This window comes from Neobacillus sp. PVCKKU3, from assembly GCF_058323225.1.
Window position 1 is genome coordinate 20,135 of sequence record NZ_JBLVQN010000027.1, and the last position, 18,409, is coordinate 38,543.

The window sequence follows — 18,409 nt, forward strand, 5'->3', positions numbered from 1 at the left end:
GAGGTCTACTACATGAATATCAAAAAAGAAACCCATTTTAATCGTGAATTAAAAGTATTCAAGAACCGGCCGCAGAATCTTTTTGCGATGTTGGAGGAAGCCGCCGGAAAGTACCCTGAACACGAAGCGCTGGTCATGAACGGAGTACGCTTGACCTACAAAGAAACGCACGATAAAGCACTAGAAATTGCCGGCAATTTACAAAGTTCCTTATGTGTAAAAAAAGGCGACAGAATTGCTCTTTTGTTGGGGAACAGTATTGAATTTAGTTTGCTGGTGTTTGCCTGCGCCAAATTGGGGGCTATTTTTGTACCATTAAATACCCGTTTAAAAGAAAACGAGCTTTCCTATATGCTGGAGCAATCAGGCAGCAAGCTATTGTTTGTTGACGATGAATTCTTGGAAACAGTTGAAAGCATGAGAGACAGCAGTTCAATCGATACGATTCAAAATTTCTTTTTAATCGGAAATAAAACTCCTAAACGAAAAGACTATTTACCTTTTGAAATCCTTGAGCAGCCTGCATCTGTCTCCGAGGTTCCTGTTTCAGAGGATGACCCACTATTTATTATGTATACTTCTGGAACTACCGGGTTGCCAAAGGGAGCAGTGGGAAGCCATTTAGGTGCCATTCACAGTTCCATCAATTATGAAACAGTATTTAAAACAACGCACAATGCAAAAACGCTGATTGCGGTTCCGCTTTTTCATGTGACCGGACTGATTGGCCAGCTTTTTCATATGGTACGAGTGGGCGGAACGTCCGTCATCATAAGGAGATTTAAGACGGAGGAATTCATCCGCCTGGCAGCCGAAGAAAAGGTAACATTCTTATTTAATGTACCGACCATTTATGTCATGATGACGTCCCATCAGGATTTCTCATTATACAGCTACACAAATGTAAACTGTATCGCGTACGGCGGCGCGCCGATGTCGACAGAAACCATTTATAAATTGAAAAAGTACTTTCCAAACGCCTATTTGCAAAATGCCTATGGCGCAACGGAAACCTCTTCTCCTGCAACGCTTATGCCACAGTCATATAACGAAGCGAAATTTCAATCGGTCGGCTTGCCGGTACCAGTTGGCGAGTTAAAGGTTGTAAATGATAACGATGAGCCATGCCCACCGGGAGAAGTCGGGGAACTATTAATTAAGGGGCCGATGGTTGTAGAGGGATATTGGGACAATGAAACAGCCAATCAAACCTCATTTGATAATGGATTTTGGCGCTCCGGCGACCTGGCCAAAATGGATGAGGACGGCTTTGTTTATATAGTCGACCGGAAAAAGGATTTGATTAACCGCGGTGGTGAAAAAATATTTTCCATCGAGGTCGAAAATGTCCTTTATAATCACCCAAAGGTGCACGAAGCAGCCGTAGTCGGCGTTCCTGATGCCATTTTTGGAGAAGTGGTCAAAGCGGTCATTGTACCGAAAGACCAGGCGGTTATTGACCCGCAGGAAATAAGAGATTTTGTAGCTGAAAGATTGGCAAATTACAAGATTCCGAAACTAGTAGAATTTGTTTCCGAGCTGCCTCGCAACCCTGCGGGGAAGGTTTTAAAAAATGCATTGAAGAACCTGCAAAGCTAATTTTACATTCGAAAGGATTTGATTCCATTGTCCACCATGGCAAAAAAAGCTTGGAAATATCGTTATGTCGTTCTTGTCATTCTTTGGTTAGTCTACATTATTAACTATTTTGATAGAATGGCCGTTCTCACCTTCCTTCCGTTTATCCAGAAGGATTTAAATCTGACACCGGTTGAGGTTGGCCAGCTTGCTTCCGTGTTTTTCTTTGCCTACGCTGCCGCCCAAATCAGCGCCGGTTTTCTCGCTGATAAAATTGGTGCCAAAAAGGTTATGTATATTGCAATTACCGTGTTCACCGCAGTTACGGCTGTGACAGGCGTGGTGAAAAACTTTGCCCAGTTCTTAGCGCTTCGTATCGGTTTGGGACTAGGGGAAGGCCATCATTTTGCACCAGCAATCCGCGCCATCAATAACTGGTTCCCGTTCAAGGAAAGAGGAAGAGCCGTATCGTTTTTTGCCACCTCTTGGGCTGTTGCACCGGCGATTGTTCCGGTTATCGTTACCAGCATTTCGGTTTACTTTTTCGCAGGTGACTGGCGTCCGGTCTTCTATGTTCTAGCTATCCCGGGTGCACTTGGAATTTTCTTATTATGGCGTTTTGTAGCGGATTCTCCAAAAGAAATGATTGAAAAAGGAAGATTGAGCAAGGACGAAGATATTGAAGATGGAGCGGTTTCTGCCACTCTTACAAAAGAAGAGAAAAGAAAGCAATACGGAGTTTTCTTAAAGGATAGCAATTTTTATGTATATACATTGTGCTTATTTTGCCAGCTGGCTGTCTATTGGGGTTCATCCACTTGGCTGACGTCTTTCTTGGTTACCCAGCATGGATTAAATATTAAAGAAATGGGCTTTTTCGCATCTGCTCCTTACATTGTGGCCTTCTTCGCAATGATGCTAGGCGGCTGGCTGATGGATAAAGTTCTACATCGTATGAAGCCTGTTGCCTTGATTGCTTATATCGGCTGTATTCCTGTCCTATGGATGCTTGGTGCCGTTGAAAAAGGTAATACCGGCATGTTGCTTACGCTCCTTTTACTTACTGGTTTCTTTGTTAACTTAAACTTCGGCTCCATCTATGCTTACTTGCCAAAGCGCTATCCAAAGGAGATCGTCGGAAGTGCAACTGGTCTTGCTAACGGTATCGGTCAATTGGGTTCATTTGTATCGCCGCTTGTTGCCGGCTATTTAGTAAAGGTTGGCGCAAATGGCTCACAGGATTTTAGCGGTGTTTTCATATTCTTCGCGTTGACTGCAGCGTTAGCGGCTGTGTGTGCGATTATTTTGAAAGAGAAGCAGATTCATCAGCTTGCGGTAGTAAAAAATGAAAAATCAGTAATTTAATTTTTAGAAAATAGGGAACGAATCTTTCTAAGCATCTTCGTTCCCGCTATTTGAAGCAAGGGGGACAAATCGTGCCAACAAATACAGCAAATAATGAGTCATCTATTCTTGAAAAAGAACAGAAGCGCTGGGAAAGATTTTTCAAAACTCTTAACAGTGGTGATTTCCGATTCGGTCATACGTCCAGACAATTAGTTTGGAAAAAGAATAAAGCCACCTTATGGCACTATCCGGCAGCAACAACAAAAAAATATGATGTTCCTATTTTTATTGTCTATTCGCTATTCAATCAGCCAACGATTCTCGACTTTGCTCCAGGCTCAAGTGTTCTCGAGGGCCTGGTAAACAGGGGGTATGATGTCTATTTATTAGACTGGGGCGTCGCCGGGTACGAAGATAAAAATATTTCAATTGAGGATTATGTAGCCAGCTATATCAAAAAAGCGGTTCAGCGGGCATTAAGGCATGCCGGTGCGGAGGAAATATCGGTGGTCGGATATTGTCTGGGCGGTACGCTGGCAGCGATGTATGCCTCCATAGCGGAAGAACCAATCAAAAACCTTGTGACGGCTGCTGTTCCAATTGATTTTAGTGTGGCGGCCTCCTTGCCTGAAAATTGGGCGGAAGCAATGCTTGAAGGGAACATGGATCTCGATCGCTTTATCGAAGTGTATGGATTAGTTCCTCCTGTTTACGTTGAGGCCATGTTCAGGTCGATCACTTCACCGGTCTACAACACCCCTTACACGCTCCTTTTATCACGGGCGCATGATCAAAGGTTTACGGAAAAATGGCATCGTATGAACACATGGACAAAGGGGCACGTCCCGTTAACCGGCGGAGCGTTTAAACAGTTAAATGAAGACTTGTTTAAAGGAAATAAGCTGGTTAAAGGTGAGTTTACCATTCACGGCAAAAAAGCGGATTTAAAAAATATTAAGTCAAACCTTTTGGCTGTCAGCATGAAAAGCGACAACCTGATTCCAGAAGAGCAAAGTAAGCCCATTATGGATTTAGTTTCAAGTGAAGATAAAACGTTTTTACGTATAGAAGGCGGCCATGTGAACTTAGCAATGTCCGGTAAATTTGCTGGAATTTTGGATGACTGGCTCAGTGAACGTTCAACCAAATAAAATAGCAAGGTGGGGAAGCAAATGCAGATGCTGCATTCGATATATGAGATGGTAAATGTAGAAGAATCGGTCCAATTTTTGCAATCTCTTATCCAAGTTAACAGTGTTAATCCTGACGGCAATGAAAAAAGGGTCGCTGAGGCTATTGAAACGTTTTTAGCTTCATCCAAGCTTCAAGTGGAGCTGGATGACCTAGGCAATAACCGGGCCAACTTGTTTGTTACTTATCCAGACAGAAAAACTGACGAGAGGTATTTAGTTTACAGCGGTCATTTTGACACCGTCCCAACCGGTAAAGTGGAGTGGCAGCATGGTCCTTTTTCCGGGGAAATCGTCGGCGACAAAATGTATGGCCGCGGCACTACTGACATGAAAGCTGGAGTTGCTGCAATGATTCTGGCGATGGAGTATTTATCTCGTGCAGGTGTGAAACTTAAGGGTAAGCTGCAGTTTGTTGGAACTGCAGGAGAAGAGGTCGACGGCTACGGTGCCAAGACGGTTGTTCAAAAGGGCCAGATTGACAAGGCCACTGCCATGGTCATCTCGGAGCCAAGCGAAAACGAAATTTATAATGCCCATAAAGGCTGCTTGTGGCTGGAGATTACTACGAATGGAAAAACTGCCCACGGTTCCATGCCGGATCAGGGTGTTAACGCCATTTTGGCAATGAACGACTTAATTAACGCGCTTCTTAAGTATGAGTTTTCTTATATACCACATCCAATCCTGGGGCATCCAACCTTAAATATTGGCACCATTGAAGGTGGCGTCAAGACAAATGTAGTGCCTGACCAATGCAGTGTAACGCTGGATATTCGAACAGTTCCGGGACAGGATATTGACCGGATTTTAAAAGATATTGAAGATATGCTAAAGGGAATCACTGAAAAATCAAAGGCGTCTTATCAGATTAAAATAATTAATAGAATGGAATCGGTTAGTACAAAGGAATCCGATGAATTTGTCCAATTGGCGGTCCGAACTGGTAAGAAAGAGTTGAACTTGGACTTGAATCCAACCGGTGTTAATTATTATACAGATGCTTCTGTTTATCAGCCTCATTTGCAGATTCCAACATTCATCTTTGGCCCGGGGCACCCAAAACTTGCCCATCAGCCGGATGAATATGTGGAAATTGACAAGTTCATTGAATCCATACGTTATTTTATGGCACTGGCCATTGAGTATTTAGGGGAGAAATAAAAGAGCTGGAGGCTGTCTTATTAGGGTCTGAACCCCCTTTAAGACAGTCTCCAGTTTTTATGTTTAATGCTTCAAATTCATGTTGTTGTTCATGCCCATATTCATATTAGGATTCATGTTCATATTCATGTTTTGAGTTTGCGGCATCCCTTGAGCAGGTGCAAAGGAATTAACGATTTGCGTCATATCCTGCTGGGCTAGCTGCGGTACCTGGTAGTAATGGTTTTTATTTTGATAAATGGAAAGCTCATAAGCCATTTCAATGCAGTTTGGCACAGAGTCCGCAAGCACGCGGCGGACAACCGGATTTGTCGTTTCACACGCAGCCATAGTCTTGTGTGTAGCACCGGATTTGCACGCTGTCAGCATACAGCCGGAAATAAACTCATCGGAGATTTCCGTCATGTTCTGCATTGGCTTCTTCGGCTGGGTCGGAGTTAACCCATAGACAAAGTCATTTCCCTGCTTCATTTTATAGCTTTGCGTCGGCTTAGACGGGTCCTGCCCGGATTGGAAGCACTGCAATGTAATATTATATTCATCTTGAATGAACTGATATTGGCGGTCTAAAATATCCAGTAGCTCTGGGTCCTTTACATGCGGACGCAGCATCAGATACTGATTCAAAGTACCAATTGACCCATTCAACACTTCATGTACATCAAACATTTCATGGCCGCCATGGTTCAACTGTTGCGGCACAGCCCCTGTATGCATATTTTGGTGCATTTGCCCCTGCTGATTCTGAATCATCAATCGAATCTCCTCCTCAAAAAAATTGGACACAGCCACTCATTATTTTGGTTAATGGAGGGATTGTTATTCTCTATTGAAATTTATAAAAACTTTCCATTGAGGCATGGGGACTGTTTGCGCATCAACAGCTAAAATAAACTGTGTTACAAAGGGCTAGTTTTTTGAAAATATTGTAAGGTATCCCGAAGCAAAATTAGCTTAGTATAAGTATTATTCAGCTGACAGATTAATTTGAATTGCAATCCTTTGCTTCGTGATACACATGAACATCGACGTTCTGGTTGTATTTTTTGATAAAACCAAATGATGCATAACACTCAAATAAAAAAGGACCTCATCCATTTTGGAGGATTCAGTCCTATAAAATGTTACATAACTATTTTTGTAGTATATTTTGCGTTATCTGACATTTCTTTAGGTGTTATAATTCTTATGAATTTCCCTCTCACAGATTGTGGTTTTGGCTTTGCCTTATCATCCACATGTTCTAGTTCAAAAGCTGCAAATCCAATCACCGATCTAGTGCTGGTACCTGTACCGCTTCCACTAACAATTGGTACGATAACATAGTCTCTTTTGTTTAATTCAGTTAAGATGGGGTTACTATCTATCGGATCGCCAGTTTCTGTACAAATAATCATATTAACTGATAAAGGTTCAGGAGCACCATCTCTAATGTAAGACGCAACTGTCGGGCTGCCACCGCTGTTACATTTTACATTGAGAGTGCCAGGTGCTTCTATTATATCAAAATTTAATAAACCATAGTTTCCTGTCTCTCCATCTCCTGGTGGGTAAGTTAAATCATAAATATTTCCGGGTTGGTCAGGAGTATATTTAATTCCAATAGGAATTACATCGGAGTAAGCAGGTGTAATAATTTTCACTTTTGAGTATGCCTTTACCTCAGAATTGGAATATCCTAATACTTTCATTAAAGCGAAATCAACTGTAACTGTACCTCTCATTTGATAATAGTTTTCTTTTCGACCTTCAACATAATCGGCAGTTGGTTCATAGGAGGCAGTAAGGTTATTATTAGCAACAACAGTTGCGACCGCTTTTATCTTAGTGTCGTTACTAGGTTCAAATTCCTTTTTGGGTACCAAATAATCATCTATTAAAGCATCTGCACCAGCCAATGCCCCGGCATCGACAGCCTTTTGCAGTTCAGATTTAGCAAGATACAACCTTCCCCCGTCAATGGCAAATCCTGCAATTCCAATTAAGGCAGTTAACATTAAAGCAACTAGAACCAAAGATTGTCCCTTTTCCTCTATCATGATTTTTTTAAACAATAGATTCCCCTCCTTTTTCGTTCTTTATAAAGAATAATAATATGAAACTGTATTATTGTATAGAGAATTCATAGATTAATTTCATTTAGGTTTAAGTGGTTTTGGAACAATCTATTATACTTCCGTTTTTTATTCCTAATTTTTTAATAGATCCTGCAGGAAGCTCTAACGTTGAATGGGCATCTTTTTCAGGTTTTGTTATTTTCCACGGCATTAAGTTTTCATATACTTTTACGACTTTATTTTGTTTGCTAAGAAATACGACATCAATTGGAAATCTTACAAAAAACATATGCACTGCATTGCAAGGTATGATCCAAAGTCCTTCATTAACAATAGGTTCCTTTCGAAACATTAACCCAATAACTCTTTTTGCAATTGAATCCGCTAATTTTATCTGATAAGGAATGTGAACAATATCTCTTTCCATAAAAATGCCCCTTTCAATTATATGTATTTATTATAATGAACAGTTTGTTTCCTTTAAAGAACAAAAAAGTGAGAAATATTTAGATATTTTAAGAGAATGATAAAAAAACATAGGAAATACCGCTAAAACGAACAAAAATGAGAGTTTTCAAAATTTGTTGTTCATTATATATTTAATTTAGGTTCTAAATATAGAACAATTAATTTTAAAAAGGATAATAGGAGGAGAAAAGAATGAACGTGATTAAAAAGTTGTGGAAAGAAGAAGAAGGACAGACATTGTCAGAGTATGGATTGATTATTGGATTGGTTGCAGCTGTTGTTATTGCAGCTGTACTTGCACTAAAAGCTGGAATTGACGATGTATTTTATGATATTAAAACCAAATTACAAAATGCAATAAATTAAGAAATTTTTAATAGCGGTTTTTGTTCAGCCCTGCATCACAAATCCGAAGCAGGGCTGAAGCTATAGGGAGGTGGATTTGTAAAAATGCAAATTATTATTTTATGTATTAGCCTAATAATTTGTTTAGTTACAGATATTAAATCACGAAAAATATTAAATATTGTAACTATACCAACTATTATTTTCAGTTTTGCTAATTCCATAGTTACATCTGGGTTTAATGGATTATTATTTAGCGGCAAAGGATTCCTAGTAGGATTAAGCTTACTATTAATTCCATTTATTTTAGGTGGAATGGGTGCCGGGGATGTAAAGCTTATGGCAGCAATTGGGGCCTTAATGGGTACGGAATTCGTATTTTATTCGTTTATTTATACAGCACTGATTGGCGGAGTAATTGGTCTTTTATTAATTATAAAAAATAAAGGCTTTATACCCCTGCTTAAGTCTTTTCTTTTTAATTTAGTATTTTTAAGAAGCAATCTTGGGGAGATCATTATATCGCAAGATAAAAAGGGAAGTGTTTCATTTCCTTACGGAGTAGCAATTGTCCTTGGTACACTATGCGCACTGGTCTGGGGTGGATTTTAATGAAATCAGAAAAAGGCCAATCACTAGTTGAATTTGCCTTAGTCTTACCTGTATTACTGTTACTACTATTTGGAATTGTTGATTTTGGAAGAATTCTACACGCGTATCTTACAATCGATCATGCCGGGCGGGAAGCAGCTCGAGCAGCAAGTATTGGCGGTGGAAATATTGAACAAGTCGCTGTTGATAATGCTGTAGGAATTAGCTTAACAACAGGAAATGTGAAAGTAACTAAAGGAGTACCAACTTCCAACGATGTAACAATTGCTATTACCTACCCAATTACATTTCTAACACCAATAATCAGTAGTGTAATTGGGGAAGTCGAACTAAAAGATAAAACGGTAATGAGAGTGGAATAAGAAAAGTTAAATTTGCAAGAAGCAAGCAGTGAAAGATTGTAATAGTTAGATTTTCATAACTATTATTTTTTCCACAGCTTTAAAGATAGATAAAGTGTGAGTAATTATATTAATGGAAATTCAGGTCATAAGGGAGTTAGGGAGGTTCACAATGAACACAAAAAAAATCTGGCTAATATCATTAATCTTCGGAATAGCTGTCGCGGGTGTTGTTTATTTTACAGTATTTTCAAAAGGTAACGGGTCAACCCCAGCAAGTGCACCAATCACCGAGAAACTGAAGGACGTCGCAGGTGAAAAGTCCAAGAAAGAAATTGAAAAAGAGAAACAAGCTGAAAAAGAAAAAGCGCTAGAGAGGCAGTTCGTTAACCCAATGGTAGATGTCAGCGAGGGGAAAAGGGCCATTTCAATAAGAGCTGAAAAGGAAGAAGGCGTTTCTGGGTATATAGCGCCAAATTCAATGGTCGATGTCATTGCCTATGAATCTACCAAAGACGATGCAACTGGAAAAGAGTATAAATCCGCAGTGCTTGTCCTTGAAAATGTGAAAGTCCTTACGTCCGGTAAATCAGCGGATAACAAGGAAGCCGCCCTTAACTATGAAACGGTTACGCTGGAAGTGAAGCCAGAGGAAGGGGTCATGCTTAGTCTAGCTGCGAAAGATAAGGATGGTTTCTATTTAATGCTTCGCAATACAAAAGATTCAGAAACAGGAAAAGCTGGCTTTAAGCAGACAAGGGAAGTCATTAAAGAGGGGGATTCTGGTAAGAAATGAACATAAATTGGGTTTATTTTTCAGACTCTTACACTTTTCCGGAAGGCGTCAGTACATTTTTAGAAAAACAGGAATACACTCTGACCTTCGTTAATCAGATCGAAAAATTACGGCAAGCATTAGAAAGTCAAATAACGGTCTTATTTATTAATGTCCAATCACAATATGACGTCTATGAGTTATCTCAAGAGATTTCAGTACTTTACCCTCATATTTACATCATCCTTATGGTACCTGAGGAAATGGAAAACTTAAAAAAGGCAATGCAAGTGGGAGCTTCGGATACCCTTCGAACAAATTACAGAATCGAGGACCTTGCTGAAACAGTTGCCCATGCCAAGAAATTTATGCAGCATCGGGCAAAAATGGAGCCTAGTGTTGCCAGTCTCAGAAAGGACATCGGAAGAGTCATTGCTGTTTCTGGTCCTAAGGGAGGCATTGGCAGAACGGTTCTAACCGTAAATCTGGCAGTTGCTTATGCCAGATTGGGAAAAAAGGTTGCGGTGATTGATGGCAACTTCCAATTTGGTGAAATCTCTATCTTCTATAATGTGAAGCCTAAGCGAACCATTTACGAATGGGTCAAGGAAGGGTATGGGCAAGACCATTATTCCTTACGTCAATACATGACTCTTGTGGATGGGGACATCTCAGTTCTTGCCGCACCAACACGCCCTGAATTTTTTGAAGGGATTACAGAATTACATATGAAAGCGGCAATCGAGGAGGCAAGGGAACTATTTGATATTATCCTAATCGATTTGCCTGCCTATCTATCCGATATTCATTTGCGCAGCCTTAATATGGCGGACGAAATTTTGCTGATGACAGGAAACGATTTATCTGTTTTAAGGTTAACGAAGCTTTACCTGGAAACCTTGGAAGCTATTCAACTCAAGGAAAAAGTAAAGCTGGTATTGAATCGTTATGTTAAGGGTCAGGGGCTTGAGCTTAATCGAATTGAAGAAATTTTAGAATCTAAGGTTTATCATACTCTTCCGGAGCAGACTAATGTCGCAGCTTCCTCCATTAAGGCGGGTCAGCCATTCATGTTATCGAGTTCACGGAGTCAGCTTGGTAAGGCTGTATGGCAAATGGCCGAAAACTCTAATTTCCAAAAGCCGGTGGTAGTTAACGGGAAAAGGAAAGAGAAAAAATGGTATCAACTAGGAAAGTGAGGCGGTGATGTAAGTGTCATTATTTAAACGATATTTAGAAGAGGCCCAGGGTAGTGCCCCCAAAATGGATGTTCCCGTTTTAACTGAGGCAAAAAAGTCACAGGAATTTTGGGAGATTGAAACCAATCTTCATAATCATCTGCTGGAGGAATTGAAGAAATACCCAGGGCAAGATAAGGAAAAGGAAAAACGTAAAATCGTGGAATTGGCAGATGCGTTCTTTGAACAGGAAGGCACCAGGCTTACCTTTGAAGAAAAACAGGAAATCATTGATTATGTGACAAATGAGCTTCTCGCCTATGGTCCCATTACTTCACTTTTGCAAAATCCATTAATTTCTGAGGTAATGGTTAATCATTTTGATGAGGTTTATTTCGAGCAGGAGGGGAAAATCTCAAAGAGCCATGTTCATTTTGTGGATAATCAGCATGTGATGCGGGTTATTGAAAAAATTGTCTCACCAATTGGACGCCGTATCGATGAAAGTTCCCCTATGGTAGATGCCCGCCTTCCTGATGGTTCTCGTGTTAATGCAATCATTCCGCCGCTGGCATTAAAGGGGCCAAGTTTAACGATTCGTAAATTCTCTGAAACCCCCTTTACGATAACGGATTTGATTGGATTTGGTACTCTTGATCAAACGATGGCAGAGTTTCTTGAAATATGCGTAAAATCCAGACTTAATGTCTTTATCAGTGGAGGTACCGGTTCGGGGAAAACGTCTACATTAAATGTGTTATCCTCCTTCATTCCAAATAAAGAGCGGATTGTTACCATCGAGGATGCGGCTGAGTTGAAACTTAATCAGGAGCATATTGTGGGATTAGAATCAAGGCCGCCGAATATTGAAGGAAAAGGGGAAATCACCATCAGGGATTTGGTAAGGAACGCCCTAAGGATGCGGCCGGACCGAATTGTAGTAGGAGAAGTTCGTGGTGCTGAAGCTTTGGATATGCTTCAGGCTATGAACACGGGACATGATGGTGGACTCAGCACGGGACACGCCAACTCACCGCGCGATATCCTATCCCGGATTGAGACGATGGTATTAATGGCAGGTTATGAACTGCCAGTTAAGGCCATCCGGGAACAAATTGCGAATGCGATTGATTTAATTGTTCATCAAGCCAGAATGAAGGATGGAACAAGAAAAATCACTCATATTACCGAAGTCTTAAACTTGGAAGGGGACACCATTGTTCTTCAGGATCTTTTTGTGTTTAAGGAACAGGGCTATTCCGAAGATGGCCGTATCTTGGGAGACTTTGTCAGTACCGGTATCCGCCCGAGGTTTACCGAACAGCTTGAAATGAATGGTTATAAACTGCCAGCAACATGGTTTTATGGAGGTTGGTAGAAATGGATACAGCGCTCCAACTGATTCTAATCTGTATTGGCGTAACCATTGGATTTTATTTATTTTTGAGAAGCTTTTCTGCGAAAAAAAGGCTGGATAACCGTATGAAAACCTTTTTGCACTCTTCACAAACAACGGAAGAGAGCGAAGAAGAGAAACAGCCTTTCATTTTTAAGAAATTCTTTTCCTCTTTTGCTGCTATTTTCAAAAATATTAAGGTTAGTAGAGATACAGAAAAATTATTGTATGAAGCGGGAAGCAGCTTTAAACCGGAAGAGTTTTTGGCGCTTAGATTTCTTGCCGCAGCTGGACTCATCATCTTGGTGTTCCTAATAGGGCTTCCCTGGTACCTGTGGATTGTGGCTTTTGTTATTGGATTTATCGTTCCCAAAACCTTCATGAAGCAAAAAAGAAAGAAGCGGTTAGCACAAATTAATTATCAGTTAATTGAGGTATTGGGGATGATGGCAAACTCCATGCGGGCAGGCTTTAGCTTCATGCAGGCCATGCAGCTAGTCGGCAAGGAAGTCACAGATCCGCTTGGTCCGGAATTTGACCGGGCATTCCGCCAGGCAGGGTTGGGTATGCCGATGGAGGATATTTTCGAAGAAATGGTGGAGCGCTTGCCTAATAATGAATTGGAGGTCGTTGTCAGGGCCATCCTCGCACAAAGGAGAAGCGGGGGGAATTTGGCCGAACTTCTGGAAACCATGGAAGAAACGATTAGGGGCAGGGTCAGGATTTTAGAGGAGCTCCGGACGTTGACAGCACAGGGAAGGATGTCATCGTGGATTATTACTCTTCTCCCAGTAGCACTTGCTGCCTATTTATCTTTGGTAAACTGGGAATATTTTGCGCCAATGCTGCAGCACCCACTGGGCTGGATGATGATATTTGTTGGGGCAGCCGGAAATATCATTGGCTGGGTTTTTATCAGGAGAATCATCCAAATTGAGGTGTAATGAAGATGGGAGAATTGTTATTAGTTTTTTTGATAACCGGGTTTGTTACGACTTTGTTTGCTGCCATATTATTAACGATCTATAAAAGGAAAATTGCCTTTAATGAGCGTGTTAATACGTATTTTGGCGGCGTGGCAATAAAAAGTGATGAGCGAATCCCGCAAAAACAAGAGAAAGATGTTAAACATTTCTTTAGTCAATATTGGGAAAAAGGAACCGATGTTTTGAACAAAAAGGTTTCGAAAGAGGAAAGAAGAAGGCTTGATTCCTTACTAAGAGATGCGGGATATCCATTTAAGTCAGCTATCGATTTCAGGCTATTCCAGATTCTCCTTAGTGCTGTAATGGGGCTTGTTGTTTTCATGTTTTTTATGCCGATAGCTGAGAATAAAACTTTAGCCTGGGTCATGGTTACTGTTGTAGCATTATTAGGGTTCCGGCTGCCCATTTTTTATCTTGGAAAAAAGAAAACAGAAAGAATCAAGTCGATTAACAAAGCAATGCCGGATTTCTTTGATACTGTTAATCTGCTGCTTGAAGCAGGGATGGGGCTCGATTTAGCTTTAAAAGAGGTTTCTCATAATATCAAAGGTCCGTTAGCAGATGAATTCCTGCTTACGCTCGAAGATATGAAACTCGGCAAATCAAGAAGGGAAGCATTTTACGAGCTAAGGAGGCGAGTTCCATCTCACTCCTTTCAAAGTTTGATTACTTCGCTTATTCAAGCTGACCAGCTTGGAATAGGTATGGCTAAGGTGTTAGGGAACTTAACGATAAGGGTCCGTGAGCAGCGGCGTGAGGCGGCCCGTGAGCAAGCAATGAAGGCACCGGTAAAAATGCTGTTTCCAATGGTATTTTTCATCTTCCCTTCACTTTTTATCGTGATTTTAGGTCCTTTGGTTATTACATTGATTACTAAGGGATTTGGAGGTTAAGAGTAAGAGAGTCTAGGATATTATTGTATTGGAAGGTGTTAACAAAAGGGAGAGGTACGATGGATGGAAAAAAACTTCAGAGGCTCCGGAAAATAAAAGGGTACTCAATTACAAAGCTTGGTCAACTAACAGGTATTTCGAAGTCCTATTTAAGCTTAATCGAGCGTGATATTCAATCCAACCCTAGTTTAGAAATATTAGAAAAAATTTCAAAAGCTTTAGAGGTTGATGTTGAACACTTAGTGAAGAATAAAGAAGATAGTAACCTAGCGAATAATAGAAAAAAATCAGTTAAGAGTGTGTTAAAGGTTGAAATCGAATTGTCTGAGGACCAATTGAGTCCTCAGAAATTAAAACAAATAAAGACATTGATTGCTGCGATAAATGCAGAAGAGTAATTAAATGACCAATTGATGCAATAGGGAAAGAATAGAAAGAAACGCAAAACTGCTCAATATAGATATTGCCCATTTTAGCGGTATTACACGAAGCCGTGAGAATAGGAATGAGGCACATAAGCTAAACCATATGACAATCATCAAAATGATGAAGCCATCAAGCAGATAGTATGGAAGTCTTCCCCAATAGACGAACCCTCCAAGACCACCACTTAGAAACAGGGGAATAAGTACATCCTTCCGTTGATTTATGATAGGCAGGCTAGCAGGATCAAGCGCTTTTGTCGAAAGTAACGGATAAAGAAAGTAGGGGAGTACCAATCCAAAGCATATCCCGGTCACTAGTCTACGTGCATTCGTACTTTCAAACAAGTGCGCATACGAGCCTACACCGTCCATTATTAAAGGGAGCATAAATAAAAGAAGAAAAAAGCTTATTTTTATTGACGGAATGGTGATGCTGTTTTTTCGTTTCACTAAATGTAAGTAGATGAGCGAAGAAAAAATACCAATGTAAATCCCCGTGTCTCGGGCGCAGACTGACAGGTCCATCCCGGAGGCATGGAGTGAGCGTTCCTTGATTTGGTGGCAGATCGCCCCGCCGAAAAAATGCAGTATCTCATGCAGCATACACATCACTCCTTCGTCAAAAGAACCCAACCTCATAAAGTTGGGTTCTTTATTTTAGAATCCATCCTATCCTAATACCCAGTCATAAACGCCGGAGACAGTGACAACGCCGACAACGCGAACCAGCAGATGCAGCTTAACACAATAGAAACAATTCCTAAGATCAAACAAGTTTTCCCAATAGCCTTTTTCTCCATGTCTTGGTCATTCATCCAGATAATCCCTAATATAATTCCAACAACGGGTATAAAAAACGATAAGATATAAAGCAGTGCTTTTAATCCACCCGACACGAGATCACCTCCAAATGTCGAAAACTTGCGACGGGAAAATCCTCACACACTGATATGTATGTCATGGAAAAATGGAATTTGCCTGTACCATTTGGAAATTTCTGATTAATTTTCCACCCGTTTGCAGTGTTTTTGGGTTACAATGAGGAGGAAGGATTTTGTAACTACTTGTCTAAATATCTATTAATCTGCCAGTTATCTTAATATAATTGTAATATTTTTAATAGATTTGTAACAACGCGTAGGGAAAATCGTCTATAATGGTGGATGAAAAATAAATACCTTCAAAGAGGGATGAACGATGGGGAAACTGAAGAGGAGAAGACAGGTGAGGGGGGCTGTATTCCTTCTTACCATGATTGGGCTGCTGGCCATTGGAATGTTTGCCGTAAACTATTTTCAGGCGAATGCGGCAGGAGAATCTGCTAATCATGAAAACAACGAGTCTATAAAAAAGGCAAATGCTGCGATGAAGGGAAAAGGGGCCCTTGATTATCAGCAGGAAAAAGAAATGATCCGAAAACAAACGGAAAAAGCCATGGCGTCAAGAAATGAACAAGAGGCGAAAAATGGCCAAGAAAACCCACCATCTGAGACGGCTTCGGTCCAATCACCAGCCAATACACCAGCTCCTGAAACTAAACCAGAATCCAACACGAATCAGTCACAACCGGCAGCAGCCCAACCGCCTGCTCAGCCAAATGGCAAAAGAACAATTTATTTAACATTTGACGATGGGCCCTCTGCCATATCGGGCGACATCATTGCACTCTTAGAACAACACCATTTTAAAGGCACTTTTTTTATGATTGATGGTAATATCCGCAAATATCCTGATGCAGCGAAATTAATGGTGCAGACTGGGGAAGCAGTGGGACTGCATAGTGTCTCACACCGGAAAGAAGTTTTCTATGCTTCGGCAGATTCTGTTTTAGGCGAATTAACCCAGAATCGGAATACATTAAGGGAAATTACAGGAGTGGATTCTTTTTTGGCAAGAACACCATACGGAAGCTCGCCTTATATGACCCCTCAATATAAACAGGTTGTTAAGGATAACGGCTATTTCATGTGGGATTGGAATATTGACAGTAAAGACTGGTATTATAAAGACGCGCGGTACATCGACAATGTTATTGCCCAACTCAATGCAAAGGCAGGCCATAATGGGCCTCTTGTGATTCTTCTTCATGAGAAAAAAGAAACGCTCGCCCATTTGCCGCAACTGCTCGATTATTTAACCCAGCAGGGCTATGAAAGTAAGGCGATTGACAGCACGATACCACCTGTTCAATTTTAAAAAAGTATGTGTTCACATTTAATCCAATATTTAAATTCGAAAAAATGTAAACAAATTTGATATAATAAATTTGTAAATTTCACAATTTTAGTGAACGTTATAGTAAACATAATGGGGTTTGATAATTACAGATGATGAATAAACTTTACCAAACCAGAGGCTTCAAAAGAATCTTAATCTTTATTGTGATTGCATTGGCTTTATATGCGATGAAATCAATTATTAATTTAATATTGCTGACCTTCATTTTTGCGTTTTTAATGGATCGGCTCGTTCAATTTATTGAAGACAAAATCCCGCTAAATAGAAAGCTGCTGGTGGTCATTTCGTATGCTACCATTGTCGGTTTGCTTACCTATGGGCTGGTTATGTACCTGCCGATGATTGCGGGAGAAATCACCGCACTCATTAAACAGCTGACGGCTTTTTATACATCGAAGCATGATAATGTGGTCCTGAATTATATTGTCAGCCAAATGAATGAAGTGAAAATCTCCAGTTATTTGGAACAGGGAGTCACATACCTTTTAAAGTACTTTACAGACATTAGCAAAATAAGTCTGCAGGTTTTGCTGGCGCTTCTTTTAAGTTTATTTTTCCTGTTAGAAAAACCAAGGTTGATTGAATTTACTGGGAAATTTAAGACGAGTAAGGTTGCCTCGATTTATGTTGAAATTGAATTCTTTGCGCAGAAGTTTGTCCGGACGTTTGGTAAAGTAATCGAAGCGCAATTAATTATTGCGGTTGTAAACTGTATTTTAACAACGATTTCACTTTGGCTGCTGGACTTCCCGCAGCTAGGCGGCTTGTCGATTATGATTTTCCTGCTGGGCTTGATTCCTGTAGCAGGGGTAATTATTTCTTTGATTCCGCTGACCATCATCGCCTATAGTATCGGAGGCCTGATGAAGGTCCTTTATGTCGGGATTGCCATCGCCATCATCCATGGCATTGAGGCCTATATTTTGAACCCGAATTTAATGAGCTCGAAAACGAATTTGCCTGTTTTCTATACCTTCATTGTATTGATTTTTTCTGAGCACTTCTTCGGGGTTTGGGGGTTAATTATCGGGATTCCTGTATTTGTCTTCCTCCTTGATGTTTTGGAAGTTACCGAAACTAAGAAACCTTAATTTTCGAAAAGCCCTTCACCCAGGGGCTTTTTTGATTGGCCAGAAAAATGGTATTCTAATGTTAATTAGACATGGGAGGGAAGCTTATGAGTGAATGCAAATTGGATCATACACATGATGATGTGAAAAAGAAGTACGAATCACAGTTGGCCTTTTTACCGGATGACATGAAGCCGTTGTTTAAGCAGTTTTTCGAAAAAGAACACACCCAGGACATTTTGAATGAAGTGTTTCATTTATTGAAAAAATATGATTTAGTATCCGAGGAAGAAAAGAGTGAACGGATAAACCGTTTGAATATGGTGTTGAGAAATTTATAAAATGA

Annotated in this window: 21 protein-coding genes; 16 read left to right on the top strand and 5 right to left on the bottom strand. The window is 40.4% G+C overall.

The genetic code is table 11. From position 1 onward, the window contains the following. The first annotated feature begins 12 nt into the window (after nt 1-12). The 4 genes from ACNQGS_RS17965 to ACNQGS_RS17980 all read left to right on the top strand — a co-directional run bounded on the left by ACNQGS_RS17965 (nt 13) and on the right by ACNQGS_RS17980 (nt 5,279). Nucleotides 13-1,599 carry a class I adenylate-forming enzyme family protein gene (locus tag ACNQGS_RS17965; protein WP_491488520.1) on the top strand — a complete coding sequence of 529 codons (1,587 nt, stop codon included), beginning with the start codon at nt 13-15 and terminating at the stop codon, nt 1,597-1,599. A 36-nt stretch (nt 1,600-1,635) separates the two neighbouring features. After that, a complete protein-coding gene (locus tag ACNQGS_RS17970; RefSeq protein ID WP_491488521.1) occupies nt 1,636-2,943 on the top strand; it encodes an MFS transporter in 1,308 nt (435 codons plus the stop codon). A gap of 71 nt (nt 2,944-3,014) precedes the next feature. Continuing rightward, nucleotides 3,015-4,076 (top strand): alpha/beta fold hydrolase, encoded by a 1,062-nt coding sequence (locus ACNQGS_RS17975; RefSeq protein ID WP_491488522.1) that lies wholly within the window; start codon nt 3,015-3,017, stop codon nt 4,074-4,076. Between the two features lie 21 nt (nt 4,077-4,097). Then, on the top strand, nt 4,098-5,279 hold the full coding sequence (locus ACNQGS_RS17980; protein WP_491488523.1) for a M20 family metallopeptidase: 1,182 nt from the start codon (nt 4,098-4,100) through the stop codon (nt 5,277-5,279). A 63-nt stretch (nt 5,280-5,342) separates the two neighbouring features. On the opposite strand, the gene ACNQGS_RS17985 is transcribed toward ACNQGS_RS17980, so the two are convergent. From ACNQGS_RS17985 to ACNQGS_RS17995, 3 genes are all read right to left on the bottom strand, one after another. Further along, nucleotides 5,343-6,032 (bottom strand): spore coat protein, encoded by a 690-nt coding sequence (locus ACNQGS_RS17985; RefSeq protein WP_491488524.1) that lies wholly within the window; start codon nt 6,030-6,032, stop codon nt 5,343-5,345. 371 nt (nt 6,033-6,403) lie between these two features. After that, nucleotides 6,404-7,333, bottom strand: a complete 930-nt coding sequence (locus ACNQGS_RS17990; RefSeq protein ID WP_491488525.1) for a pilus assembly protein TadG-related protein — start codon at nt 7,331-7,333, stop codon at nt 6,404-6,406. Between the two features lie 91 nt (nt 7,334-7,424). Next, nucleotides 7,425-7,763: a DUF192 domain-containing protein gene (locus ACNQGS_RS17995; protein WP_491488526.1), complete on the bottom strand. Its 339-nt coding sequence runs from the start codon at nt 7,761-7,763 to the stop codon at nt 7,425-7,427. 233 nt (nt 7,764-7,996) lie between these two features. On the opposite strand from ACNQGS_RS17995, the gene ACNQGS_RS18000 reads away from it, so the two are divergent. The 9 genes from ACNQGS_RS18000 to ACNQGS_RS18040 all read left to right on the top strand — a co-directional run bounded on the left by ACNQGS_RS18000 (nt 7,997) and on the right by ACNQGS_RS18040 (nt 14,728). Next, nucleotides 7,997-8,170: a Flp family type IVb pilin gene (locus tag ACNQGS_RS18000; protein WP_491488527.1), complete on the top strand. Its 174-nt coding sequence runs from the start codon at nt 7,997-7,999 to the stop codon at nt 8,168-8,170. Between the two features lie 84 nt (nt 8,171-8,254). Then, entirely contained in the window at nt 8,255-8,761 is a 507-nt protein-coding gene (locus tag ACNQGS_RS18005) for an A24 family peptidase (protein ID WP_491488528.1), read from the top strand. Next, a complete protein-coding gene (locus ACNQGS_RS18010; protein ID WP_464491460.1) occupies nt 8,761-9,123 on the top strand; it encodes a TadE/TadG family type IV pilus assembly protein in 363 nt (120 codons plus the stop codon). Before ACNQGS_RS18005 ends, ACNQGS_RS18010 begins: the two co-directional genes overlap by 1 nt. 151 nt (nt 9,124-9,274) lie before the next feature. Next, nucleotides 9,275-9,898 carry a Flp pilus assembly protein CpaB gene (gene cpaB, locus ACNQGS_RS18015; protein ID WP_491488529.1) on the top strand — a complete coding sequence of 208 codons (624 nt, stop codon included), beginning with the start codon at nt 9,275-9,277 and terminating at the stop codon, nt 9,896-9,898. Continuing rightward, entirely contained in the window at nt 9,895-11,076 is a 1,182-nt protein-coding gene (locus ACNQGS_RS18020) for a CpaE/TadZ family protein (RefSeq protein WP_491488530.1), read from the top strand. Before cpaB ends, ACNQGS_RS18020 begins: the two co-directional genes overlap by 4 nt. A 13-nt stretch (nt 11,077-11,089) precedes the next feature. Further along, complete coding sequence (locus ACNQGS_RS18025; RefSeq protein ID WP_491488531.1) at nt 11,090-12,433, top strand: TadA family conjugal transfer-associated ATPase; 1,344 nt, start codon at nt 11,090-11,092, stop codon at nt 12,431-12,433. 2 nt (nt 12,434-12,435) lie between these two features. After that, complete coding sequence (locus ACNQGS_RS18030; protein WP_491488532.1) at nt 12,436-13,395, top strand: type II secretion system F family protein; 960 nt, start codon at nt 12,436-12,438, stop codon at nt 13,393-13,395. 5 nt (nt 13,396-13,400) lie between these two features. Then, nucleotides 13,401-14,330, top strand: coding sequence for a type II secretion system F family protein (locus tag ACNQGS_RS18035; RefSeq protein ID WP_491488533.1), 930 nt, complete (start codon nt 13,401-13,403; stop codon nt 14,328-14,330). Nucleotides 14,331-14,389: 59 nt separating this feature from the next. After that, a complete protein-coding gene (locus tag ACNQGS_RS18040) occupies nt 14,390-14,728 on the top strand; it encodes a helix-turn-helix domain-containing protein (RefSeq protein WP_491488534.1) in 339 nt (112 codons plus the stop codon). Here ACNQGS_RS18040 and ACNQGS_RS18045 read toward each other — a convergent pair whose 3' ends face one another. Both ACNQGS_RS18045 and ACNQGS_RS18050 read right to left on the bottom strand, forming a co-directional pair. Continuing rightward, nucleotides 14,729-15,358: a DUF2085 domain-containing protein gene (locus tag ACNQGS_RS18045; RefSeq protein ID WP_491488536.1), complete on the bottom strand. Its 630-nt coding sequence runs from the start codon at nt 15,356-15,358 to the stop codon at nt 14,729-14,731. It abuts the gene before it with no gap. Nucleotides 15,359-15,429: 71 nt separating this feature from the next. Further along, complete coding sequence (locus ACNQGS_RS18050; RefSeq protein ID WP_491488537.1) at nt 15,430-15,651, bottom strand: hypothetical protein; 222 nt, start codon at nt 15,649-15,651, stop codon at nt 15,430-15,432. A 301-nt stretch (nt 15,652-15,952) separates the two neighbouring features. Here ACNQGS_RS18050 and ACNQGS_RS18055 point away from each other — a divergent pair, with 301 nt between their 5' ends. The 3 genes from ACNQGS_RS18055 (at nt 15,953) to ACNQGS_RS18065 (ending at nt 18,404) form a co-directional block, all read left to right on the top strand. Further along, nucleotides 15,953-16,951, top strand: a complete 999-nt coding sequence (locus ACNQGS_RS18055; RefSeq protein ID WP_491488538.1) for a polysaccharide deacetylase family protein — start codon at nt 15,953-15,955, stop codon at nt 16,949-16,951. Between the two features lie 131 nt (nt 16,952-17,082). Next, the gene (locus ACNQGS_RS18060; protein ID WP_491488539.1) at nt 17,083-18,084 is read left to right on the top strand and encodes an AI-2E family transporter; all 1,002 of its coding nucleotides are present in this window, start codon (nt 17,083-17,085) and stop codon (nt 18,082-18,084) included. Nucleotides 18,085-18,170: 86 nt separating this feature from the next. Then, nucleotides 18,171-18,404: a hypothetical protein gene (locus ACNQGS_RS18065; protein ID WP_491488540.1), complete on the top strand. Its 234-nt coding sequence runs from the start codon at nt 18,171-18,173 to the stop codon at nt 18,402-18,404. Nucleotides 18,405-18,409 lie beyond the last annotated feature (5 nt).